Genomic DNA, 23682 nt, shown 5'->3' with positions numbered 1-23682 from the left:
GGCGGATATGCCTATTTCTTACATATGTTCTGGGTCGCCGTTTTAGTTACGGGCGTAGTTGTGGGCTGAGCGCTTGGCGTGGTCGAGGTCTTCACTTTACCGATCTTCGGCTGGTCGCTGCCGACGATCACCTCGATGCCGTCCTCGTCCATCTGGACGAGATCGGCGCCGGGGATGGCCGCGGCGACCGTGCGGGCCGAGTCCTCGCGACCGGGCCCATAACGTACGACCGTCTTCTTGTAGTCCTTGCGCTTGGTGTTGCCCGGCGTGCCGGACACGTGGAACCCGGCGGCGACCAGCGCCGTCTTGGTGCGGGCGCCGAGGCCGGTGATGAGCGTGCCGTTGAGCACCTTGAGCGCGATCCGATCCGGCGGAATGGTGGGCTTGGCAGAGGACGAAGCGGACGAACTGGGAGTGGGGCTGGGCTTGGACAGGTCCTCGTCGGCCTTGATCTTGGCGAACAGGTCACGGGAGGCCTGCTTGTCCCAGAGCACCGCCGACTCCCCGGTCGGCGCCTTGAAGTCCACGTTGGCCAGCGGCACGTCGGCGAACTTCACGTTGTCCAGCGAGACGTCCCTGAGCTGGGTGGCCAGCCCGATCAGGTCGTCGTCGGGATCGACCTTGATCGTGCTCAGCGTGGAGTTGACGAAGGAGTTGAGCCGGGCCGGGTTCGCCAGCGTGCTGGCGCTGAGCGCGCGGTTCAGCAGCGCCGAGATGACCTGCTGCTGCCGGTCGATGCGGTCGAGGTCGGAGCGGGCGGTGGCGCGGGTGCGGGCGTAGCCGAGCGCCTGGACGCCCTTCAGCTCGTGGGTGCCGGCCGCGAGGTCGAGCCCGGCCTTAGGGTCCTTGATCGGCACGGGCGTGCAGACGGTGACACCGCCGAGGGAGTCGACCACGTTGATGAAGCCGAGGACATTGACCTCGATGTAGCGGTTGATCCGCAGCCCGGTGGCCTGCTCGACGGTCTGGCGGGCGAGCTTGGGGCCGCCGAACTGGTAGGCCGAGTTGATCTTGTGATCGCCCTTGCCGGGGATGGTCAGCCAGGTGTCGCGCGGCAGGCTCACCACGGTGACCCTGCTGTGGTCCTCCGACAGGTGGATCACCATCATGGTGTCGGTGCGCTGGCCCGACTCGCGGCCCAGCTTGAGCTCGTTCTGCTGCTTGCGGGTGAGGTCGTCGCGCTTGTCGACGCCGACGAGCAGGATGTTCATGGCGCCGCGGGGGGCCGCCTCGGTCACGCCCGCGTCGACCGTGCCGATCTGCTTCGGTGTCGCCCACACCACGCCGGTGCCGGCCAGGACGCCCACGGACAGCACACCCGAGAGGATCAGATTCCGGCGCCGGGCCTTGGCGCTCTTGAGCGGCCTGCGCGTGCGCCTGCCGACGAGTTTGACGCCGCCATAGGCGTCGCCGCCCACGTGTACTCCAGCGTCCTCCTCGCCCGGGTCGCGCATGCCCTGCCCCCCTCGTGCCACCGCGGGATTGCCGTCCTTCCCTGCTCGTACAGTAGCGTGAGCCCCGCCATGAAGCAGTTCCCCGACTCGCCGCACGCGCCAGCGGAGACGCACGGCTGGCCGCCCATCTCCGTCGTCATGCCGGTCCTCAATGAGGAGCGGCATCTACGCGAGGCCGTAGATATGGTCCTCGCCCAGAGCTACCCAGGTGAGATCGAAGTCGTTCTCGCCGTGGGGCCCTCACATGACCGTACCCAAGAGGTCGCCGACGCCATCGCGGCGGCCGACCGGCGGGTGACCGTGGTGCCCAACCCCACAGGTCGCACGCCCAACGCGCTCAACGCCGCCATCGGCGCCTCCCGCAACGGCATCATCGCCAGGGTCGACGGGCACGCCATGCTGCCCTCCGACTACCTGCGCGTCGCCGTGGAGACGCTGAGGGAGACCGGCGCCGACAACGTCGGCGGCGTCATGGCGGCCGAGGGCATCACGCCCTTCGAGAAGGCCGTCGCGTGCGCGATGACCTCCAAGATCGGCGTGGGCGCGGCCGCCTTCCACGTGGGCGGCACGGCGGGCCCCGCCGACACCGTCTACCTGGGGGTGTTCAGGCGCGCGGCACTCGACCGGGTCGGCGGCTACGACGAGCACTTCCAGCGGGCCCAGGACTGGGAGATGAACCACCGCATCCGCCAGACCGGCGGGCTGGTCTGGTTCCAGCCGCGCATGCGGGTCTCCTACCGCCCCCGTCCCAACGTGAAGGCGCTGGCCAAGCAGTACTTCCACTACGGGCGCTGGCGCCGGGTGGTCTCGCGCACCCACGAGGGCACGATCAACCTGCGCTACCTGGCGCCCCCCGCCGCGGTGCTGGCGATCGTGCTCGGCCTGCTTGTCTCGCCGTTCTTCCCCCTCGCGCTGATCGCGCCCGGCGGCTACGCCGCCGCGATCGTGGCCGGGTCCGTCCTGACCGGCAGCGGGCTGCCGGGGGCGGTGAAGGCCAGACTGCCGATCGTGTACGCCGCCATGCACATGTCCTGGGGCTGGGGCTTCCTCACGAGCCCGCGCAGACTCGCTCGACCACCGCGCTGAACCCCTGGCCAGCCCTTCCGGAAACTCCGGCCTGAGCGGGTCAAGCGTCGTTCGGACGCACGTCTATCACTTGCCCGGTCAGGTCGGAGATGAGGACGTCGAGCGAGGTCTGGGCGACCGCGCGCGATGAGAGCAGGGTGTGCGGAGGCTCTTCGCCGAACGCGCGCTCGCGCGTGGGCGTTCCGGTGCGCTCGGGGTTGACGCAGTTGACCCGGATGCCGTCTGGGGCCCATTCGTCGGCGAGCGCCTGCGTGAGGTTGACGACGGCGGCCTTCGTCGAGGAGTAGAGGCTGTAGTCGGCCCGGCCCCTGGTGTAGCCGGAAGAGGTGTAGAGCAGCAGGCGGCCCGCGCTCTCGCGCAGGTACGGGTAGGCGGCACGGGCCACGTTGACCGGGCCCAGGTAGTTGACGCCCACCGTCTCGGCGATGGTCTCGTCGGTGACCTCGGCGAGTTTGCCCATGTGCAGCACGTCCGCGGTGTTGACCACGTAGTCGATCCGGCCCACCTGTGCCAGCGCCTTGGCCACCTGGTCGTAGTCCTCCACCCGCACGCCGTTCTGGGTGCGCGAGAAGAAGTGCACGCGGGCGCCGTGGCCGGTGGCCAGCTCGACGACGTCGGCGCCGATGCCGTAGCCGCCGCCGAAGACCACCATGGTCCGGCCGTCGAGCGCCTCCCGGTAGTCCCTCGGGTCGGGGGTGGGCGCGCTGGTGGCGGCCAGCTGGAGGAGCTTGTCGGCGATGTACACGTCGACCGGATGGGTGATCTTCATGTTGCTCTCGCTGCCCGGCACGATGTGGATCGGGACGTCGGGCAGGTAGCGCAGCAGCACGCCACAGTCGTCGGTGGCCGGCCGCCGGTCGAAGTCGGGGTCGGCGAAGGCCCGCTCGTACGCCTCGCGGATCAGCGACAGGCGGAAGCACTGCGGCGTCTGGACGCGTCGCAGCCGGGATCGGTCGGGAATGTCGTGGATGGTCTCGCCATGGGGTCCGGGGGCGGCCACCACGACGGTGTCGGAGCTCGGGATCGCCACGCCCACGGCCGAATGCGTCTGCAGGGCCCTGACACACTCCGTGATGATCCGGGGCTCCAGGAGGGGCCGTACAGCGTCGTGCAGGAGCACGTTGCACTCCCTCGGGCCCAGGGCCTTGAGCGCGCGCCACGTGCTCTCAGGGCGGCTCGCGCCGCCCTCGACGATCTGGCTGACCTTGTCGAAACCGCCCTTTTCCACGATCTCCTTGACCGTGTCGGCGTAGCCGGGCGCCATCAGCACCACGACCTCGTCGATGTCCGGCGAGCCGTTGAACAGGGCGAGCGTGTGCTCCAGAATCGTCCTACCGGCGATCTTGATGAGCTGCTTGGGGGTGTTGAGCCCGACACGCTGACCCACGCCACCTGCCAGGACCACCCCTACGGAGCGCAGCCGAGATTCCATAGGGGGAGCGTAACGGTCCGGTTCCGTGATATCGCGTTGCCCTGTCGCTACGCTGTGCCCACGCACTCCCTCGCGACCGGGAGGAGACCTGCGCCGTGACCGATTCACTGACCCGCGAGAGCACGACCACCTCGGTGGTGCTGCTCGCCACGACGCCCGCCTGCAGACTGTCCTGTGCCGACGGCACGCTGCTCGACCGGCTCAACGGCCAGCTGGCCGAGCTGTCCGTCCTCGACGTCCAGGTGGTGTCGCCGAACGACGGGCTCGGCGGCCTCAGCACCGACCTGCGCGGCGTCGCCAAGCTCGCGCGCGCCGCACCGGGGACGCTGGTCGTGCTGCCCGCCGACCTCGTCACCCACACCGAGGCACTGTCGCTGCTCCTGGAGCATCCCAAGCGCGACACGAGCGCCCTGGTCTCCTATGACGCCACCGCCGCGCCGATGCGGCCGCCGGTGCGGGTCGAGGGCGGCAAGATCGTCGCGGCCGGCAGCTCCTTCCACCTCGTACCCGAGGCCAACGCCACCTTCCGCGGCGTGCTCCAGGCCGGTCAGGCCGACCTGATCGCGCTGGCCGACGTCGCCGAGGAGCTGGCCGACCTGGCCGAGACCGGCAAGCTCGGCCCGGTCACCACCGTCGAGGCGGTCGACCTGCTGCTGGTGGGCCTGGTCAGATCGGGGGTGAAGGTACGCGCCGCCGGGATCGGGCAGCTGCACTGCGACCGGGTGACCGGCCAGGTCTCGGCGGACACCGCGGTCAGCAGGCTCGCCGACGTCGACGAGTCCCAGGTACGCCTCAACACCTCGGTCAAGGCGGACGACGGCTTCGTCAGCACTTACCTCGTCTCGTCCTGGACCCGCCATCTCATCCGCCCCGCCGCCCGGCTGAAGCTCACGCCCAACGCCGTCACCGGCATCTCGATCGGCCTGGCCGTGCTGTCGGCGGTCTGGTTCGGGGCGGGCAACCGCGGGGCGCAGCTCGCCGGGGCCGGGCTGCTCTACCTGTCGTTCGCCTGCGACTGCCTCGACGGCCAGTTGGCCCGCTACACCCGCGCCTTCACGCCGCTGGGCGCGTGGCTCGACAGCATGGCCGACCGGCTTAAGGAGTATGTCGTCTATGTGGGGCTCGCCTTCGGCTACGCCGCCGGGCTGCCGTTGAGCGAGGGCGGCCCCGACGGCATCTGGTACCTCGCCGTCGCCGCGATGATCCTGCAGACGGTACGGCATTCGATCAACTACTCCTTCGCGGGCGGGGTGGCCGACGCGAACCGGGCCGGCGCCCTGGGTGCCAAGCCGGTGAGCTCGCTGCTCAACTCGGCCGAGGGAGAGCACCACGGCGTACCCAAGCCGGGAGTCCTCCGCCTGGCGCACCGCATGGAGCGAGAGAAGGTCCTCCGGTGGATGAAGAAAGCGATCGTGTTGCCGATCGGGGAGCGGATGGCGCTGATCGCGATCACCGCCGGCGTGTACAACGCCCGGGTCACCTTCGTCGCGCTCCTCGGCTGGGGCGGCGTGGCGACCGTCTACCTGCTCCTCGGCCGGATCGCGAGGTCCGCGCGATGACCTCGGTGCAGATGACGCCCGTGCCGAGCAGCAACGTCGTGGCCTACCGCGACGACGGGCCGCTGTCGCGCGGCATGGGCGCGCTCGTGTCCGGGCAGCTCCCGCCGCTGCCCCCGCTGATCGCCGGGGCATTCGTGATCGGCGTGCTGCTGCTGATCGGCGTGGCGGGGTCCGACGGGCTGGCGGTCTTCGCGCCGGCCGTGACGCTGCTGCTGGCCGGGCCGGGCAGCTCCCATCCGCATGACGGCCGCATCGACTGGCTGGTGCCGCCGATCCTGCGCTTGATCGAATACACCTTCATCGCGGCCTGCGGCTTCGCCCACGACGTGCCGCCGGTGCTGATCTTCGTGCTGCTCGGCGCGCTGGCCTTCCACCACTACGACCTGATCTATCGCCTGCGTCAGCGCGCCTATCCGCCGCCGTGGCTGAGCACGTACGGGCTGGGCTGGGAGGGGCGGATGATCGTGATCTCGCTGGCGGCGATCGTGGGCGTGGTGACCGGCGGGTTCGTGCTGCTCGCCGTATATCTGTGGGCCCTGTTCGGGTGGGAGAGCCTCACCTGCTGGCTCGCCACCTCTCCCTCAGGGGTGGCCGCGACCGCCACGGAAACGCGAGACTAACGGTCGATTACCCGGTGAGGGCCAAAAGCCAACTAACCTTTGGGTCCTACGGAGTAGATGCTCGACTGAGGAGTGCACGTTGCTGGGAATGGTGCTGGCCGCTGGAGCCGGACGACGCCTGCGACCGTACACCGACACGCTGCCGAAGGCATTGGTGCCGGTCGACGGTGAGACCACGATCATGGACATCTCGCTGCGCAACCTCGCCGAGGTGGATCTGCGCGAGGTCGTGATCGTCGTCGGTTACGCGGCGCAGGCCGTACACGAGCGGAAGGACGAGCTGGAGAAACGGCACGGCGTCAAGCTCACCCTCGTGCACAACGACAAGGCCGAGGAGTGGAACAACGCCTACTCCCTGTGGTGCGCGCGCGACTACTTCGCGCAGGGCGCGCTGCTGGTCAACGGCGACACCGTGCACCCCGTCTCGGTCGAGAAGACGCTGCTGTCGGCGCCCGAGACCAGCGACATCCTGCTCGCGGTCGACAACGTGAAGCGGCTGGCCGACGAGGAGATGAAGGTCACCCTCGACGGCGACGACCTCAAGCGGATCACCAAGCTGATGGACCCGGCCACCGCCTACGGCGAGTACATCGGCGCCACGCTCATCCGCCCCGGCGCCGCCGAGCGCCTGGCCGACGCGCTGCGGGCCACCTTCGAGCGCGACCCGCAGCTCTACTACGAGGACGGCTACCAGGAGATGGTGGCGCGCGGCGAGCGGATCCACGTCGCACCCATCGGGGAGGTCGACTGGGTCGAGGTGGACAACCACGACGACCTGGCCAAGGCTCGTACCATAGCCGTTCGCTACTGAGGAGGCGGGCATGCCGCTTCTAGCGCGGATGCTGCCCGCGCCCCTGGCCATCATGGTCAGACGGGGCGCGGTGGCGGAGCTCGGCGCATTACTGGCCGACACCCGGGTGGCGACCTCCGGCCGGGTCGCCGTCGCCGTGGGCCCCGGTCAGGGCGACCACATCGAGGGCCTGATCGCGCCCACGCTCGGCGAGGCCGAGGTGTTCAGGGTGTCCGACGGCTCGGTCGACGCGGCCGTCTCGCTCGGCGCCGACCTGCGCAAGGGCGCCTATGAGGTGGTCGTCGGCGTCGGCGGCGGCAGGACCATCGACGCCACCAAATACGCCGCCTCGCTGGCGGGCATCCCGATGGTCGCCGTGGCCACGAACCTCTCCCACGACGGCATCTGCTCGCCCACGGCCTCGCTGGTGTACGAGGGCGGCAAGGGCACGTTCGGCGTGCCGATGCCGCTGGCGGTCCTGGTCGACCTCGACTTCGTGCACAGTGCTCCCGAGTCGCTGGTCCGCTCGGGGGTCGGCGACGTGGTCAGCAACCTGTCGGCCATCGAGGACTGGCAGCTCGGCAACGTGGAGCGCGGCGAGCCCATCGACGGGCTGGCCTGCTCGATGGCCCGCATGGCGGCCGAGGCGCTGGTCGGCCGGACCGACTCCATCGAGTCGGATGCCTTCCTCACGGTTCTGGCCGAATCGCTGATCCTGTCGGGCATGTCGATGGTCATCGCCGGGTCGTCTCGGCCCGCGAGTGGCGGAGACCATGAGATCCTTCATGCCGTGGATCAGCTCTTCCCCGGCACCTCCAATCACGGCGAGCTCGCCGGGATCGGTGCCGCCTTCTGCTTCTTCCTCAGGGAGGACGCCGCCCGGCTCAAGCAGGTCACTGACTGCCTGCGACAGCATGAGCTGCCCGTCGTCCCGGCCGACATCGGCCTGAGCGGCGAGCAGTTCGCCGAGGCCGTCACGCTGGCGCCCGCCACCCGTCCCGGCCGCTACACGATCCTGGAGCACCTGCGCATGTCGGAGTCCGAGGTCCGCGATCGGGTGGGGGACTATGTCCGGGCCTTCGGTCGCTGAGATCCGGCGGGTCGCCCAGCCCGCCGGACACCTGGAGCGCAGAAACGGTGAGCATTGGGCCGGTGTGCTCTACATGCGCCGGCTGTCCATCTACGTCACCTGGCTGACGGCCAAGACCTCCATCACGCCCAACCAGCTCACCTGGGTGATGACGCTGGCCGGGATCGTGGCCGGAGTCGTGCTGGCCCTGCCGGGGCTGTGGGCCGCCGTGGGTGCTGCTCTGCTCGTACAGGTCTACCTGCTGCTGGACTGCTCCGACGGTGAGCTGGCCCGCTGGACGGGTCGCACCTCGCTGGTCGGCGTCTACCTCGACCGCGTCGGCGCCTACTTCACCGAGGCCGCGCTGCTGATCGGGCTGGGCTGGCGGACGTCGGCCGTGCTGCCCGACTGGTACACCGTGCTCGGCGTCGCCGCCGCGCTCGGCGCGATCCTCATCAAGGCCGAGACCGACCTCGTGGACGTGGCCAGGGCCAAGGGGGGTCTGCCGACCGCCACCGAGGCGTCCGCGGGGCAACTGCGGTCCGGGCTGCTGGGGCTGGCCCGGCGGGTGGTGGGGGCGACGAAGTTCCACCGGATCGTGCAGCCGATCGAGCTGTCCATGCTCGCGGTCGTGGCCGCGGTGATCGACGCCGTCGCGGGCGATCTGCTCGCCTCGCGTGTGTTGCTCATCGCCTGTTTCGTGGCCGCGGTCCTGCAGACCGTCCTGCACCTGGTCAGCATCCTGGCATCGAGGCGGCTTGCGTGAGCACACATCGGAACCGGCGGAGCCCCTCGCTCGTCGTATTGATCGGACGTCCGCAGTTTGGCGGGGGTTCACCTTCGGTTCCGATACGCTTGGCTCCACCAATATCAGGAAATATGCATACCAGCAGACTCGGTGATCATGAAAGAATGCTCCGCCCGTGTTCTCGACGCGTCAGGACGATGACCCGTTGAAGATATCGTGCGTCATCCTCACCATGGGCAACCGGGTCGCGGAGCTGAACCGGGCGGTCGAGTCCGCGCTGCACCAGATCGACGGCGACGTCGAGGTGGTGATCGTGGGCAACGGCGCCGACGTGCCCGAGGTGTCGGCGACGCCACCCGTGGGCTCGTCCGCGACCGTGAAGACGGTCCGGCTCGAACGCAACACCGGCATCCCGGCCGGCCGCAACCGCGGCGTCGAGGAGTGCTCCGGTGATGTCGTGCTGTTCCTCGACGACGACGGCTGGTACGCCAACCAGAAGGTCGTCTCCCACGTCCGTGACCGCTTCGCCACCGAGCCCGACCTCGCGGTCATCTCCTTCCGGGTGATGGACCCCGAGGGCGGCATCGGCCAGCGGCGCCACGTCCCGCGCCTGCGCGCGGGCGACCCCGAACGATCCTCGCCGGTCACCACCTTCCTCGGCGGCGCCTCGGCGATCCGCCGCTCGGCCTTCCTCCAGGTGGGCGGCCTGCCGGAGCAGTTCTTCTACGCTCACGAGGAGACCGACCTGGCCTGGCGGCTGCTGGGTGAGGGCTACCGGATCGAGTACGACGCCGAGACGGTCATGTACCACCCGCAGGTTCCGCCGACGCGCCACGCCGATTTCTACCGGATGAACGCCCGCAACCGGGTGTGGCTGGCGCGGCGCAACCTGCCGTGGCCGCTGGCGGTCCTCTACTTGCTCGACTGGGTGGTGCTCACGCTGATCAGGGAGCGCCGGTCCGGGGTGGCGATCAAGGCGTGGTTCACCGGGTTCTTCGAGGGGCTGCGGACGCCGGCCGGCGAGCGCCGCCCGATGGCCTGGCGTACCGCATGGCGCATGGTGAAACTGGGCCGCCCGCCGATCGTCTGAGGATCGGGCAGTCCTCAGACATCTGATGACTGTTGATAGCCTGTGTAGATGGATCCTGTTGCCGGTGGGCCCGTTCTGTGTGCTGTCGAGGTCGATGTAGTGCGCGACGGCACCTCCCTGTTGCGCTCGATCTCTCTGACGGTCGGGCAGGGCGAGCATTGGGCCCTGCTGGGGCCCAACGGGGCCGGGAAGAGCACGCTGCTCGACCTTCTGGGGGCGGTGAAGCACCCCACGCGAGGAGTCGTCGAGGTCCTGGGGCATCGGCTCGGCCGGGTCGACATGCGCGAGCTCCGCTCCTTCCTGGGGCACGTCAATCCACGGCATTCGCTGGAGTCCGGCCTCCGGGTGCGCGACCTCGTGCTCACCGGGGCCACCAACACCATCGAGCTCGTCCCTCGCTGGCAGCCCACCGCCGAGCAGGAGGAGCAGGCCCTGCGGCTGATCGGGATGATGGGGATGGCGCGCAAGGCCGAGGCACGCTGGCCCTACCTGTCCCAGGGCGAGCGGGGCCGGGCGCTGATCGCGCGGGCTTTGATGCCCAGGCCGCGGCTGCTGCTGCTCGACGAGCCCGCCACCGGGCTGGACCTGGCCGCCCGAGAGCAGCTGCTCGCCAGCCTCGACGTGCTGCGCCGGGAGCACCCGGCGCTGGCCACCGTCCTGGTGACCCACCATCTGGAAGAGCTGCCCGCCAGCACCACCCACGCGCTGCTGCTGCGGGAGGGCGAGTGCATGGCGTCGGGGCCGGTGGACGAGGTGCTGACCACCGATCTGGTGAGCAAGTGCTTCGACCACCCGGTGCGGATCAGCCGCGTCGACGGACGGTGGAGCGCCCGGGCCTAGATGGCCATCGCGTCGCCGAAGGTCATGGCGGCGTGGGCGACCGTGGTGGTGAGCAGGGGGCGCTTCGGCAGGCCGAGCTCGCTCAGCTCCTTGGCGATCGGGTGGTTGCCCAGGCGGATCAGCGCGCCGCCGGGCCGTACGCGGACGCCCCGGGCCGTCACCGACCACGGGACGCGCCGCGTCACACCCTCCCGATGCGTGAAGGCGTCCAGCGGCACCAGCGCGCCCGCGCCCGGCGCGGGCAGGCCCGGTCTGAGCAGCAGGTCGAGCACCAGCCGCCCGTCCCTGCGCAGGACACAGCGTTTGTACGCCGAGTCGAGCCGCAGGTCGATGTCGGCCAGCTCCTTCGGAAAGCCCCAGATGTGGCGGCCCGCGTCCAAGGTGAACTCCTGATCGACCGGTAGCCAGTGGATGAACACCCCGGCCCGCCGCAGATCGCCCAGCCCGACCGATTGCGCCACGCCCGGCGGACGCACCAGGAACGCCACGCCGACCTCGTGGTAGGCGTCCAGATCGCTCTCCCGGTAATCGACGAACACCAGCACGCAGATGGCCTTGCCCGGGAACACCTCGGCCACGTCCAGCCCTGAGTAGGCGATCACCGCCCTGGCGGCGTCGGCTCGTACGGGATACATGACGCTGCAGACCGTGGCGTCTCTCACCTGGACGGGCATGCTCACCGTGCGGCCCTGGATCAGATGCGAAGACATGAGTCCAGTACATCAACCGGAAAGCCGTGTGACCATTCCTGCCCCGATCGCGTCTGCTCTGTTGTGACAATCGCAAGAACGCGGAGGGCATCATCATCGAGGAGCTGTACCGAGAGCACTGGGCGCTCGTGTGCGGGTTCCTGTTACGCCGCACCCGCGACCCCCACCTCGCCGAAGACCTGGCCCAGGAGACATTCGTCAAGGCGACCCGGGCGCTGCTCGGCTGGCGCGGCGAGAACGCGGCCGCCTGGCTGCTCACCATCGCCCGCAACGTCCTGGTCGACCACGTCCGGCGCCACCGCCGCGAGCTGGCCCTGCCCGACCCCGACGAGCTCGGCGTGCCCGCGCTGCACGCCGAGTCGCTGGCCGTGCGCGACGCCTTGGAACGGTTGCCCGAGCAGCACCGCAGGCTCCTCGCGCTGGTCTACTTCGAGGGCTTCTCGCTGGTCGAGGTGGCCGCGATGACCGGCAAGAAGCACGCCACGATCAAGACCGCCGTGTGGCGGGCCAGAGCCGCCTTCGCCGATATCTACGGAGTTCCGCATGACTGACGATGATCTGCTGCCCATGCCCGACTTCGACCGTAAGGCGACCCGCCGGGCCGTGCGGCGGGGCCTCACGCGTACGGCCACGATGGTTCTGGCGGCGCTGGTCGTCCTCGTCCTGGTGGCGACGGTCGGCTCCAGCCTGATCCAGCGGCGCGGCGATCGGGAAATGCGCATGACGGACGTGCTCGGCACCGCCTTCAAGATCTACAACCCCGGCTACGCCATCGACGTCCGGGACTGGGGCGCCACCACGCCGCTGTCGATGTCGTTCACCGTTTCCGCCAACCCGGTGCGGGCCACGGGCGGGTTCATCGCCGGCTTTGGCGGCGCGGAGCACGTCATCACCCAAAACTTCTTCGGCCGTGTGGGCAGGCTCCCGCTCGGCAACGACGCCAACACCACACTGAGCAGGGCCCTGGCCAACGTAAGCACCGGTAACCAGCCCAAGGACAAGAGCCGCAAGGTCCTCGCCAGGCTGCCCGAGCGGCTCAACGCGCTGGCCGTGATCGAATTCGCCAAGCCACTTACCGCCGATGAGCTCAGCGCCTTCACCGCCAGATACGAGAGCTCCGTCGACAAGGTCGTGTATGAGCGGCGCCCCAGTTCGATTCCCATCACGTGGGGCGGGATGACGACGTGGGACAGAGCCCCGATGCCCGAACTGACGACCAAGAAGGTCCACGTGATCCAGCCCGACGAGGCGATCAAGCTGGACCTCGCGAACTTCCGCCGCTGGGTGGGCATCCTCAAGGACTACGACGACGACAACCTGCACGACTTCGACCTGAGCCTGGCCCGCCTCCGCAAAGCCGCGAACGATGGTCTGGCCTACGCCTATGTGGACTCCCTGGCCACGATCGGCGAGCTCCGGAAGATCATCGAGGACCCGCTGGTCCAGACGGTCCGCCTGGCGGACGTCACCTACGACCTCGAACGGCCCTAGACGGAGGGCGGCGTCGCCGTATGCAGCGATAACAATGTAGTCAATGACAACAATGTAAACGTCGCTCACTCCGGGCTAGGCTGAGGGGCATGAAGACCCGGCCTTACCACCATGGAGACCTCCGCGCCGCACTGTTGACCCGTGCCGAGCAGACGCTGCGTGCGAAGGGGCCGGGGGCGCTGTCACTGCGCGAGCTGGCCCGTGAAGCCGGGGTCAGCCCGGCCGCGCCGAGCCGCCATTTCACCAGCAAGCAGGCCCTGCTGGACGCGCTGGCGCTGGAGGGGCACGAGCGGCTGGCGACCGCGATGACCGGGGCACTGGAACAGGCCGACGACTCCTTCGCCGACCGGCTGGCCGCCATCGCGGGCGCCTACGTGGGCTTCGCCACCGCCAACGCGGCCCTCCTCGACCTGATGTACTCCGTCAAGCACGACACCGCCGCCTCCGAGCAGCTGATCGCGGCCAAGCAGCGCCTTGAGGCCCTGACCATGGAGCTGATCGAGCACGGACAGCGCCGGGGCGAGGTCCGTGCGGGTCCGGTGGATCGCGTCAGCCTGCCGGTCATCGCCACGCTGCAGGGCTTCGGCACGCTGGCGGTGAGCGGCGCGATTCCCGCAGAGCGGATCGAGCGGAGCCTGGGCGACACGATCGTGTTCATCCTGCGCGGCAACACGCCACCGGCCGCCGACACACCGAGTGGTTCTGCCGCAGAGTGATCAGAAGGCAGGTCGCGATCAGATGGTCAGGAGCACCTTGATGGCGCGTCGCTCGTCCATCGCCTTGTAGGCGTCGGCGGCCTCCTCCAGGGGCAGCTGGAGGTCGAAGACCTTGCCGGGGTCGATCTTCCGGTCCCAGATCAGCTGGATCAGCTCGGGCAGGAACCGGTGCACCGGGGCCGGCCCGCCGAGCAGGTGCACCTGGGCGAAGAAGAGGTCCTCACCGCTGAGGTTGACGTCGTGGTTGACGCCCACGAAGCAGACGTGACCACCCGGGCGGGCGGAGCCGATGGCCTGCCGCATCGATTCCTGGGTGCCGACCGCCTCGACGACCGAGTGCGCGCCCAGCCCGCCGGTCAGTTCCTTGATCTTCGCCACGCCCTCGTCACCGCGCTCGGTGACGATGTCAGTGGCGCCGAACTCGATGGCCAGCTTCTGGCGCGCCTCGTGGCGGCTCATGGCGATGATCCGCTCGGCGCCCAACTGCTTGGCGGCCAGCACCGCGAGCAGGCCGACCGCGCCGTCGCCGACGACCGCGACCGTCTTGCCGGGGCCGGCCTCGGCTCCCACCGCACCGAACCAGCCGGTACCCAGGACGTCGGAGGCGGCCAGCAGACTGGGGATCAGGTCGGGTTCGGGGGTGCCGGGAGTGGCCACCAGGGTGCCGTCGGCCCAGGGGATCCGGGCGCGCTCGGACTGGGTGCCGACCTGGCCGACGAACACCCGGTGGACGCACGAAGAGGGGTAGCCCGAGCGGCAGATCTCGCAGGTGCCGTCGGCGGCGACGAACGTGCCCACGACGAACTGGCCGGGCTTGATGATCTTGACTTCGCTGCCGACCTGTTCGACCACGCCGACGTACTCGTGGCCCATCGGCTGCTCGTGGACCTCCTCGACGCCGCGATAGGGCCACAGGTCCGACCCGCACACGCAGGTTGCCGTGACGCGGATGATCGCGTCGGTCGGCTCGATGATCCGCGGGTCGTCCAGGTCCTGCACTCGAACGTCGCCGGGAGCGTGCATCACCACACCACGCATAACCTTCACTCCTTCAGATTCTCTGTCCGCACGGCCAACCCGCCCCTGGGGCGGGCGCGGCTCGAAACGGTCGGCCCCCGGTGGGCGGGCGCGGCTCGAAGCCGTCGCGAACCTGGTCGGGCCCTCCGTTTCAGGCATTAGCCACTACCCATCAAAAACGCTGGTCAGACGGGGTGGAAGGCACTGGCTATAGGTGTAATGACAGGGCACCCCTCCCAGAGGGAAGGCCGCCTAACCTGGAAAAGTGGACAACCGCAGCGAGATCCGTGAGTTCCTGACCTCCCGCCGGGCCAGGATCAGCCCGCAGCAGGCAGGGCTGCCGTCCTCCGGCAGGCGGCGGGTGCCCGGCCTGCGCCGCGCCGAGGTCGCCCAGCTGGCCGGGGTCAGCGTGGAGTATTACTCCCGCCTGGAACGCGGCGATCTGTCCGGGGTCTCCGGCAGCGTCCTGGACGCCCTGGCCCGCGCGCTGCGGTTCAACGACGAAGAACGCACCCACCTGGAGGACCTGGCCCGCACCGCCGGACCCGGCCCGCGCCGTCGGCGCCGTCCCGCCCCGCACACCGTGCGGCCCAACGTGCAGCGGCTGCTGGACGCCATGACCGAAGCACCGGCCTTCGTCATGAACGGCCGTGGCGACGTCCTGGCCACCAACCTGCTCGGCCGCGCCCTGTACGCCCCCATGATCGAAGCCGCCCGAGGCGCCACCCCCAACCACGCCCGGTTCATCTTCCTCGACGCCCGATCCCACCAGTTCTGGGGTGACTGGGAACGCGCCGCCAACGACACCGTCGCCCTCCTGCACACCCAGGCCGGCCGCGACCCTTACGACAAGACCCTCACCGATCTCATCGGCGAGCTGTCCACCCGCAGCGACGACTTCCGCGCCCGCTGGGCCCACCACGACGTCCGCCAGCACCACAAGGGTGACAAACCCTTCCACCACCCCGTCGTAGGCGATCTCCATCTCACCTACGAATCCCTCGCGCTGGCCGCCGACGACCTCACCCTGGTGGCCTACGGCACCGAACCCGGCAGCGACTCCGAAGACAAGCTCCGCCTGCTGGCCAGCTGGGCCGCCACCCACACGTTCGTCCCCGGCACCGCGGCACCGCCGGCGTGAACGTCACCCCCGGACCTGCCCCTTAGCCCGGCGTGAACGTTACCCCCGGTCTGCCTCCTAGACGGCCAGGGAGTGGGCGGGCACGCTGACGCCGGCCCACCTCTCCATCCTGGCCACGAACTCCGCCGCGTGATCGGGCCAGTGGTGCCGCAGGCGGGCCTCCGCGTGGCCACGCGCCCCCAGCGCCGCCCGCCGCGCGGGGTCTTCCTTGAGATCGAGTACGGCGTGTACGAGCGCGTCCACGTCGAGCGGCACCACGAGCCCGCACCCGACGCGCTCGGCCATCGAGCCATGCGGCGTGGTGATCACCGGGAGTCCCCGGCCCATGTAGTCGAGGATCTTGGTCGGCGTCCTCGGGCCTGTCTCCGCCGACAGGGCCAGGCCGGCCAGGGCACCTTCGGCCATGCGCAGGGCATGGCGGTTCGGGACGTACCCGAACCAGTCGAGCAGCCCGACCCGCTGCGCGTCCCGCAGCAGCGGCCGGATCTCACGGTCGCTGGCGCCGATCAAATCCATCCGGATGCCGTGCGGGACGAGTCGCTCGGCCAGCCCGATGAGCTCGGAGACGCCGCGCTCAGCGGACAGGCGCCCGATGTGCACCACCCTGGTGTCACCAGGAGGTGGAGGCTCCGCCGACACCAGGGTGGCTTCCGGCACCACGGCGGAGGTGATCACGTGGTGACGCCTCTCGGCCCGGGCCATCTGCCTGGCGGTGACCTGCTCCCGTACATCCCAGACAATGGGCGGGTGGTGGAAGGGCAGGGCTTGCAGCAACCGGTGGTCGTGCACCATCAGCAGGTCGGCGCGCTTGAGGCCGCGCCGGAGCGCCGCCCGCGCCCGGCCGTAGCCGGCGTTGCGCGGCACGTCGATCGCGGTGACGCCCATCGCGGGCGTCACGTTGTAGTAGGTGAAGGGCGCGACGTAGGTCACCTCGTGGCCCGCGTCGAGCAGCGCCCGGATCTGCCTGTGCATGATCCGGGCGTCCTCGGGATGGTGGACGGTGGTGGCGACGCAAACCCGCATGCGGACGATGCTGCGCGGTCACCCGGTCAACGGCGTAAATGCAGGGGGAATTGCCGCTTAACTTCCTGAAGGGCGGCGGTATAGCCAGGTTAGGCGGGGTTCGAGGACCCACTTGAACAGGGTGCGCGTCTCGGGGAGGCACAGCACGATGGCCAGGGCGAAACAGCTCGCACTGATCGCCAGCACCCCGAGCGGGCCGTGCAGCCAGGGCAGCTCCAGCCATCCCTGGTCCTTGGCGATGAGGACGGGGATGCCGTGGAGCAGGTAGCAGTAGAGGGTGCGGGTGCCGAGATCGGTGAACCACGTCTCACGCCTGGGCACCAGCGACAGAACGGCATAGCTCATGGCCAGCCCGCAGATCAGCAGCCCGGCGCGTACGCCGAGGCCCATCCACCAGGACAGGTCCATGTCCTGGAAGCTGTGCTTGTAGTAGAAGGGCTTGAGCGGCGCCTTGGGTGCGATGAAGATCGACACCGCGGCGGCGCCGAGCACCACGAACACCGAGACGATCTTGATCCACCGGCGGTCGAGCAGCTCGAAGTGCTCGGGCTGCATCACGAGCCCGATGACGAAGAACGGCATCAGGCCGAAGAACCGGTCCATGCTGAAGTCGCCGGAGATCTGCGAGAACCCGGCGAACAGGTAGATCGCGATCGCCACCGGGATCGGGTGCTTCATCCGCTTCCACACGGGTGTGGACAGTCGCCAGAACAGCAGCGCCAGCAGATACCAGTTGATCCACGCGGGGTCGATGATCGTGAGGCTCCACTTCTGCCCCAGGCCAAGCCGGACCAGCGCGTAGCCGACCTCCACGATCACGTACGGCACGACGAACGTGTCGACCAGTTTGTTGGTCTTCGCGTTGGAGTTCCAGAAATTTCTGGACAGGTAGCCACTGATGAGCACGAACAGCGGCATGTGGAAGGTGTAGATGAAGATGTAGAGCGACCTGGCAGAGTCGGTGTTGAGCGTCGGCACCAGCGAGTGGCCGACGATCACGAACGCGATCAGGACGAACTTGACGTTGTCCAGATAAGGGTCGCGCTTCCGCTTGGGCGCCTCGGGCTCGGGCGACGTCTCCGGCTCGGGATCGGCTTCGGGCTCCTTGCCCCCCGCCTCGGGCGGGGTGGTGCCGTGCGGATCCGTCTTCTCACTCCAGAAAGCCTCCTCCGGTAGCGGCCACTGAGCTCCTGTGCTCGCGGGGCCGGTGGCCTCATCGGCGTCACCGGGACCCTGGGGAGTCGTGGTCGGTGGGGAGTGCTTCGTGTCAGACACTACGGAGTCGCTCAGCTTCGCTCGGGGCCGGGGGAACGCGACAGCAAGCACGCGGCACGCGTCCTTGATCGCGTGGGGCGAGCCCGCGTCGCCGACCCGCAACACATTATCCCGGCCGCGAGGCTCCTGTCTCACTAGCGGTGCGAGAACACCCGGTTACACAGGGAACTTGGAGGTCAGGTGCAGACGTTCTTCTGCTTGTCCGCGGAGATCGTGCTGTTGGTGACGCTGTCGGGGAGTTTGGTGACCTTGACCGACTTGAAATCCTCGCCGATGATCAGCTGGATCACGGGCGGGTTCGCCGTGGCCGGGGTGGACGAGGGCACGGGCACCGGAGCGGTGTAGACGTCGGTGGTGGTCGGCTTGAGTTTGCCCGCCGTCGGGGCCGGCTTGGGCTGCATCGCCTTGATCAGCACGTCGCTGTACGTGGTGCCGTCGGCCGCCTTCTTGGCGTAGCGGACCTGGGTGTTGGCCTGGCTCTTGCCGTCGGCGGCCAGGTAGTTGCCCACGCCCGTGACCTTGAAGCCCTCCTTGCTCAGCAGGTCGGCGACCTCGCGGGCCTTGCCCTGCGTCGTCGTGCCGTTGAGCACCTGGACCTGGACCTGCTCCGGCTTGACGTTGATCTTGGGCTTGGTGGCGGCGGTCGTCGCCGCGGCCTCGGGCAGTTCGACGTCGCTCTTGATCGCGTTGAACAGGTCGTTGGCGTCGGGCTGCTTCCAGACCACCCGGTTCTTGTCCTCGGGGTCCGGCTGCCACGGGATCGTGGTGAACTTGACCCCGCCCGCCGTCATCTTCTGCGCGCTCTTGGCGATGTCGATGAGCTGAGCGGTGTCGTTGGCCAGCTCCGGGTCCATCGTCACCGACTTGGCCGTGGCCTTGATGAAGCTCGTGAGCTTGCCGATGTCGGTGAGGAGCTGGCTGCTGGTGGCCTTCTGCACGACCTTGCTCAGGAAGATCTGCTGACGCTTGATCCGCTGGATGTCGCTGCCGTCACCGTAGTGACGCAGCCGGACGTAGCCCAGCGCCTGCTCGCCGTTCAGCAGGCTCTTGCCCGGGGGCAGCTTCAGGTGGGAGTTCTTGTCGTCGACGCCGTTCTGGAGGCAGATCTCGATGCCGTCGAGCGCGTCGACGATGTTCTTGAAGCCGCTGAAGTCGACCTCGACGTAGTGGTCGATGCGGATGCCGGTGAGGGTCTCCAGCGTGGACATCGTGCACGCGACCCCGCCCGAGCTGTACGCCGAGTTGATCATGTCGCGGCGGGCCGGCATCTCCTGCTTCGTGGTGTCGTTCTTGCACCTGGGGATCTGCACCATCGAGTCACGCGGGAAGCTGATGAGCCGCGCCTGGTCCCGGTTGGGCGAGATGTGCATCAGGATGATCGTGTCCGTGCGCTTGCCGCCGGCGTCGGCCGTCCTGGCGAGCTGCTGGCCGTATTTCGCGTTGCCCTTGCCCGCACGGGTGTCGGAGCCGACCAGCAGCACGTTGAGCGCGCCGGTGTCCGGAGGCCGGGGGGTGATGATGTCGTCCTTGAAGGGCTTCTGGTTGATGTTGCTGAAGGCGTCGCGGTAGAGCGTGTATCCGGTCAGCGCGCCGGCGACCATGAGCGAGGTGGTCGCGATGCTGATCCAGGCCAGCACGCGCATCTTGTTGCCACCACCGTTACCGCCGTTGCGGTGGCCGCGGGGCGGCAAATCCTCGGGTGGCGGCGGAGGAGGGTTCGACGCCGCCGCCCGGCGCGACATCCGGCTGCCGGGCTGTGTAGAGGCGACCCTGCGGTCCTCCACGGACACGCTCCAATGGTCACTCATGCGCCCCCTCGCCCAGTCCGGTCGGCTCGGTCGTTCTGCGCCACGAGACTAGGTCACGGACGGCGTGCCCGCAGCCATGACCAAGAGAATCGACCGTGACTCGGGCGTGATGTTACCGGGCAAAAGCATACTCAGAGCTGGACATTTCGTGGAATATCCTCGACAAAATCTTAGAGTTTGCGCAGGTCGGGGCGGGTGGCCAGGGCCGCCGCCAGGCAGGCCAGGGGTACGGCGGGCAGGACGTACCGGTAGTCGAACTCGGCTACCGCGGCGGGCATCACCAGCAGAAGAACCGACGTCGACCAGGGCAGCAGCCACGCGGGCGGCTCATAAATCCCTCTCACAGACCTGGAGCGCCGCCGCCTGATCGCCAGGGCGGGCGGGACGAGCAGGACGGCCAGCAGCACGGTGCCCGGCAGGCGGGCCACGTCCTGGTAGGCGCGCATCCAGCCGGCGTACGGCTCGACGACCTCGGTGCCGATCGGCCCCTGCTCGTAGCGCTTGCCCAGGTCGACGCCCAGTTGCGCGGCCCATCGGCCGGGCGGCGACGGCGAGGCGGCGGGGAACTCGTAGTAGTCGTAGATTTCGTGGTCGGGGTAGACCGGGCGGCCCCAGACGAACGAACGGCCCAGCTCCGACAGCACGGAGGCCGCGTAGTCGAGCGGTTGCTTTCGGATGGCCAGCGAGGCGAACCTGGCCGCCAGCTCGTCGGTCTGCTGGGTGAAGGTGATGTCGGGCAGCGCGACGAGCGGGGAGTCCTTGGCCCAGATGTACTCCTGCGAGGGCGGCCGCTGATCGGGCGGCCGGGGGTCGCAGAGCACCTTGAGGTCCGGCGGAGGGTCCATCTTGGCGCAGTCGGCGAACGACATCGTCCGGGCGTACAGGAACACGCCGTTCGCCCCGACGATGCCGACGCGGTGGTAGGTGGCGTAGAACCAGCCCCCGTACGCGAGGGTCGGCGCCAGCGCGGCCACGACCACCACCCCGGCCAGCCCCACCCGCCTGCGCAGCAGGAACCAGGCCGCCACGACGACGATCAGCGGCTGGCCGACGGTCCTGGTGAGCGTGGCGGCGGCCAGCAGCAGCCCGACGGCGATCACCACGGACCGGTCGGCCAGGGTGAGCGCGACCGCGGCGACGATCAGGAACATGAAGAGCGTGTCGGAGACGAGCAGGTGCTCCAGCTCGATCTGGTAGGCGTCCAGCAGCACCGGCACCGTGGCCAGCGTCGCCGCCCACCTGGGCGCCCGGCGCGCGCACCAGTAGACCAGCACGCCGGTGGCCAGGCCGAGCAGGTGCTGCGCGGCTGCGACCGCGCCGAACGAGTGGAACGGTTCGAGCGCCTTCATGAAGGCCGAGTAGCCGGCCGGACGCACCAGGTCGGGGCGTGGGTGGAAGACGGTGACGACGTAGGTGTAGGAGTCGGGGAACCACAGGGCCGGGCGGTAGCCCAGCATCGTGATCACCCGCAGCGCGGTGCCCAGGGTCAGGACCGCCAGGAACCAGCCGTGCCGCCGCACCAGCGAGGCCGTCCGGGCGGGGTCGCCGACGGGCGTCGCCTCCTCCACCTGTACGTTCTCCCGCTCCCGCTTCACCGGCACGTCGCGTACGCTACCCGCGTTTCTGGCGATCTCGCGTAACCGCCCGCACCGGGCGCGGTGCGCGGTCCCACTGCGCGCACCCGCCGCACCTGACGCGCCGAAGGCCCGTGGCTGCGTCACGGCGCCCGCGCGTTGGATACGCTCGCGATCACCGATGAGAATCGCCTGGCCGGACCGGACGCGCAGGCCGTCGGCGGGCCGGGTGCTCGCCGTGGTCTCGATCCTGCCTGCCCTGATCGTGGCCGGCTGGCTGCTCGCCGCACTTCCGCTGCTGCTGGCGGGCTGGTACCAGCCGGTGCCCGCGCTGGTGCTCGGCGTGGTGGTCATCGCGCTGCTGTGCCGGTTCGTCGTTCGCGAGCCGCTGAAGGTCGTCGAGGCGACCGGGCGGCAGGTCGGCGCGGTCGTCGCCGTCGCGGTGGGGTCGGGTGTGTTCAACGCGATCACGCACACCGAGCAGCTGATCGTCAGGCGTGACCCCGCCACGTACGCGCAGTACGCCATCTGGCTGGCCCGGCACGGCTCGCTGCCGATCATCCCGCAGGTGGAGGCGTTCGGCGGGCCCGATCCGGCGCTGCGGTTCGACAGCATCGGGTTCTATCCCGCGGACGGGGCGGTGGTGCCGCAGTTCATGCCGGGGCCGCCGCTGCTGTTCGCCGCGGGCGACTGGCTCGGCGGGCTCGGCGCCATGCTGCTGACACCGGCCGTGCTGGGGGCGCTGGCCGTGCTCACGCTGGCGGGGGTGGTGGGGCGGCTCGTCGGCGGGCGCTGGGCGGCGGTGGCGGCGCTGGCCTTCGCGGTGAGCCTGCCGATCCTGTACACCTCGCGGACCACCTTCAGCGAGATCCCTTCGCTGGTGCTGCTGTTCGGCGGCCTGGCGCTGGTCCACGACGCCCTGTCGCGGGAGGACAGGTCGCGGGGCTGGGCGGCGGCGCTGGGCGGGCTGGTGTTCGGGCTGGCCGTGCTGGTCAGGATCGATGGGCTGCGTGACGTGTTGCCGGTTTTGGCGTTCGCCGGGGCGCTGATCGCCTGGCGGCGCCTCGGCAGGCCCCAGGGGGCGCTCGGGTTGCCGCTCCTGGCCGGGCTCGCGACCGGTGCGGGGTTGGGGCTGCTGGCGGCGTACGTGCTGGCGCGACCGTATCTGTCCTATCTGTCCAAGTCGGTCAATCCGCTGCTGGCCATCTGCGCCGCCGTTCTCCTGCTCACCCTGGCGGGCGCGCTCACCGCGCCCCGGCTGGCCCGGATCCGGCTGCCCAGGAGGCTGCCGGACGTGGGGGCGGGGCTGGTCGTGCTGGTCGTGGCGGGGCTGGCGGTGCGACCATGGCTGCAGACCGTGACGCGGGTGGCCACGACACGGGAAGACCGGCTCACCGCCGAGTTCATCAGACAGACGCAGAAGAACAACGGACTGCCCGTCGACGGCACCCGGCTCTACTCGGAGCTGTCCCTGCACTGGGTGAGCTGGTACGTCGGCATCCCCGTGATCGTCCTGGCCACGCTCGCCGCGGCGGTGCTGGTGCGGCGGCTGCTCAGGAACGGCTCCCCGGCCGAGTGGCTGCTGCCGCTGGCCGTCATCGGCTGGACCACGGTGACCACGCTGCTGCGCCCGGAGATCACCCCCGACCATCCGTGGGCCGCGCGCCGGCTGGTCCCGGTGGTGATCCCCGGGATGATCCTGCTGGCGGTGTGGGGGCTGGAGTGGGTGCGTACGCGGGCGCCCATGCGCGGGTACGGCCGATGGATCGGCGTCGTGGGCGCCGCGCTCATCCTGGTGCCGCCGGCCATCACCTCGATCGGGACCGCGTTCACCCCGGTGGAGCGGGGCGAGCGGGCGGCCGTCGAGGCGATGTGCGCCAAGATCCCGCCGAACGCCTCGGTGCTGATCATCGAGCGGGTGACGGCCAACCGGTTCACCCAGGTCGTCCGGGGCATGTGTGACCGCCCGACGGCCCAGGTCCTGGTGGAGGCAGGGAAGAATACGGCAAAGGAAGAAGACGTGCGCCGCCTGATCGATCGCGTCCGCGCCGTCGGCCGCGTCCCGGTCCTGCTGGCCGCCGAAGCGGTCCAGGTCGCGCCGTACGGCCCGAATGCGCAGGTCATGGCCCTGGTGTCGCGGCAGGACGAGCGCTCGCTCATCGACGCGCCGAACGGCACCTGGGGGTTCGGGATCAGCGTGTGGATGGCCGTTGCCTGACCCGTGTGTGGACTTTTCTCC

The 23682-nt window shown here is 69.5% G+C and carries 21 protein-coding genes; 13 read left to right on the top strand and 8 right to left on the bottom strand.

The annotated features are described in order from the left end of the window. Positions 1 to 11 precede the first annotated feature (11 nt). The gene (locus tag AB0L53_RS11795) at positions 12 to 1454 is read right to left on the bottom strand and encodes an LCP family protein (protein WP_363992894.1); all 1443 of its coding nucleotides are present in this window, start codon (positions 1452 to 1454) and stop codon (positions 12 to 14) included. 69 nt (positions 1455 to 1523) lie between these two features. On the opposite strand from AB0L53_RS11795, the gene AB0L53_RS11790 reads away from it, so the two are divergent. Continuing rightward, positions 1524 to 2540 carry a glycosyltransferase family 2 protein gene (locus AB0L53_RS11790; protein WP_363992893.1) on the top strand — a complete coding sequence of 339 codons (1017 nt, stop codon included), beginning with the start codon at positions 1524 to 1526 and terminating at the stop codon, positions 2538 to 2540. Between the two features lie 40 nt (positions 2541 to 2580). Here AB0L53_RS11790 and AB0L53_RS11785 read toward each other — a convergent pair whose 3' ends face one another. Beyond that, positions 2581 to 3972, bottom strand: coding sequence for a bifunctional cytidylyltransferase/SDR family oxidoreductase (locus AB0L53_RS11785; protein ID WP_363992892.1), 1392 nt, complete (start codon positions 3970 to 3972; stop codon positions 2581 to 2583). A 95-nt stretch (positions 3973 to 4067) separates the two neighbouring features. Here AB0L53_RS11785 and AB0L53_RS11780 point away from each other — a divergent pair, with 95 nt between their 5' ends. The 7 genes from AB0L53_RS11780 to AB0L53_RS11750 all read left to right on the top strand — a co-directional run bounded on the left by AB0L53_RS11780 (position 4068) and on the right by AB0L53_RS11750 (position 10688). After that, positions 4068 to 5531 carry a CDP-alcohol phosphatidyltransferase family protein gene (locus AB0L53_RS11780; RefSeq protein ID WP_363992891.1) on the top strand — a complete coding sequence of 488 codons (1464 nt, stop codon included), beginning with the start codon at positions 4068 to 4070 and terminating at the stop codon, positions 5529 to 5531. Then, positions 5528 to 6151, top strand: a complete 624-nt coding sequence (locus tag AB0L53_RS11775) for a DUF5941 domain-containing protein (protein ID WP_358550765.1) — start codon at positions 5528 to 5530, stop codon at positions 6149 to 6151. The genes AB0L53_RS11780 and AB0L53_RS11775 overlap by 4 nt, the downstream gene beginning before the upstream one ends. 79 nt (positions 6152 to 6230) lie before the next feature. Next, the gene (locus AB0L53_RS11770; RefSeq protein WP_225296011.1) at positions 6231 to 6962 is read left to right on the top strand and encodes a phosphocholine cytidylyltransferase family protein; all 732 of its coding nucleotides are present in this window, start codon (positions 6231 to 6233) and stop codon (positions 6960 to 6962) included. 28 nt (positions 6963 to 6990) lie between these two features. After that, positions 6991 to 8031, top strand: coding sequence for an iron-containing alcohol dehydrogenase family protein (locus AB0L53_RS11765; RefSeq protein ID WP_225296080.1), 1041 nt, complete (start codon positions 6991 to 6993; stop codon positions 8029 to 8031). Then, positions 8009 to 8776: a CDP-alcohol phosphatidyltransferase family protein gene (locus AB0L53_RS11760; RefSeq protein ID WP_363992890.1), complete on the top strand. Its 768-nt coding sequence runs from the start codon at positions 8009 to 8011 to the stop codon at positions 8774 to 8776. Before AB0L53_RS11765 ends, AB0L53_RS11760 begins: the two co-directional genes overlap by 23 nt. A gap of 187 nt (positions 8777 to 8963) precedes the next feature. Next, the gene (locus AB0L53_RS11755) at positions 8964 to 9848 is read left to right on the top strand and encodes a glycosyltransferase (RefSeq protein WP_358550948.1); all 885 of its coding nucleotides are present in this window, start codon (positions 8964 to 8966) and stop codon (positions 9846 to 9848) included. 48 nt (positions 9849 to 9896) lie between these two features. Continuing rightward, on the top strand, positions 9897 to 10688 hold the full coding sequence (locus tag AB0L53_RS11750) for an ATP-binding cassette domain-containing protein (RefSeq protein ID WP_363992889.1): 792 nt from the start codon (positions 9897 to 9899) through the stop codon (positions 10686 to 10688). Here the strand turns inward: AB0L53_RS11750 and AB0L53_RS11745 are convergent. Beyond that, entirely contained in the window at positions 10685 to 11398 is a 714-nt protein-coding gene (locus AB0L53_RS11745) for an acetoacetate decarboxylase family protein (RefSeq protein ID WP_363992888.1), read from the bottom strand. The genes AB0L53_RS11750 and AB0L53_RS11745 overlap by 4 nt on opposite strands. A 38-nt stretch (positions 11399 to 11436) precedes the next feature. On the opposite strand from AB0L53_RS11745, the gene AB0L53_RS11740 reads away from it, so the two are divergent. From AB0L53_RS11740 to AB0L53_RS11730, 3 genes are all read left to right on the top strand, one after another. Beyond that, a complete protein-coding gene (locus AB0L53_RS11740; protein WP_363993200.1) occupies positions 11437 to 11949 on the top strand; it encodes an RNA polymerase sigma factor in 513 nt (170 codons plus the stop codon). Continuing rightward, positions 11942 to 12889: a hypothetical protein gene (locus AB0L53_RS11735; RefSeq protein ID WP_363992887.1), complete on the top strand. Its 948-nt coding sequence runs from the start codon at positions 11942 to 11944 to the stop codon at positions 12887 to 12889. The genes AB0L53_RS11740 and AB0L53_RS11735 overlap by 8 nt, the downstream gene beginning before the upstream one ends. An 89-nt stretch (positions 12890 to 12978) precedes the next feature. Continuing rightward, entirely contained in the window at positions 12979 to 13605 is a 627-nt protein-coding gene (locus AB0L53_RS11730; RefSeq protein WP_363992886.1) for a TetR/AcrR family transcriptional regulator, read from the top strand. 18 nt (positions 13606 to 13623) lie between these two features. Here AB0L53_RS11730 and AB0L53_RS11725 read toward each other — a convergent pair whose 3' ends face one another. Further along, the gene (locus AB0L53_RS11725; RefSeq protein WP_363992885.1) at positions 13624 to 14643 is read right to left on the bottom strand and encodes a zinc-dependent alcohol dehydrogenase family protein; all 1020 of its coding nucleotides are present in this window, start codon (positions 14641 to 14643) and stop codon (positions 13624 to 13626) included. 244 nt (positions 14644 to 14887) lie between these two features. On the opposite strand from AB0L53_RS11725, the gene AB0L53_RS11720 reads away from it, so the two are divergent. Next, on the top strand, positions 14888 to 15763 hold the full coding sequence (locus tag AB0L53_RS11720; protein WP_363992884.1) for a helix-turn-helix transcriptional regulator: 876 nt from the start codon (positions 14888 to 14890) through the stop codon (positions 15761 to 15763). Between the two features lie 57 nt (positions 15764 to 15820). Here the strand turns inward: AB0L53_RS11720 and AB0L53_RS11715 are convergent, their stop codons facing one another. From AB0L53_RS11715 to AB0L53_RS11700, 4 genes are all read right to left on the bottom strand, one after another. Next, entirely contained in the window at positions 15821 to 16786 is a 966-nt protein-coding gene (locus AB0L53_RS11715) for a glycosyltransferase (protein ID WP_363992883.1), read from the bottom strand. Positions 16787 to 16843: 57 nt separating this feature from the next. Further along, the gene (locus AB0L53_RS11710) at positions 16844 to 18061 is read right to left on the bottom strand and encodes an acyltransferase family protein (RefSeq protein WP_363992882.1); all 1218 of its coding nucleotides are present in this window, start codon (positions 18059 to 18061) and stop codon (positions 16844 to 16846) included. A gap of 176 nt (positions 18062 to 18237) precedes the next feature. Continuing rightward, the gene (locus AB0L53_RS11705; RefSeq protein WP_363992881.1) at positions 18238 to 19869 is read right to left on the bottom strand and encodes an LCP family protein; all 1632 of its coding nucleotides are present in this window, start codon (positions 19867 to 19869) and stop codon (positions 18238 to 18240) included. A 170-nt stretch (positions 19870 to 20039) separates the two neighbouring features. Then, positions 20040 to 21470, bottom strand: coding sequence for a hypothetical protein (locus AB0L53_RS11700; protein WP_363992880.1), 1431 nt, complete (start codon positions 21468 to 21470; stop codon positions 20040 to 20042). A 154-nt stretch (positions 21471 to 21624) separates the two neighbouring features. Between AB0L53_RS11700 and AB0L53_RS11695 the strand changes: the two genes are divergently transcribed. Beyond that, the gene (locus AB0L53_RS11695; protein WP_363992879.1) at positions 21625 to 23661 is read left to right on the top strand and encodes a glycosyltransferase family 39 protein; all 2037 of its coding nucleotides are present in this window, start codon (positions 21625 to 21627) and stop codon (positions 23659 to 23661) included. Positions 23662 to 23682: the final 21 nt, after the last annotated feature.

The sequence above is a fragment of the Nonomuraea sp. NPDC052129 genome (assembly GCF_040680095.1).
Taxonomy (GTDB): domain Bacteria; phylum Actinomycetota; class Actinomycetes; order Streptosporangiales; family Streptosporangiaceae; genus Nonomuraea.
Note: the sequence above shows the minus strand (reverse complement) of the source record. Positions and strands in the feature narration are given on the sequence as shown.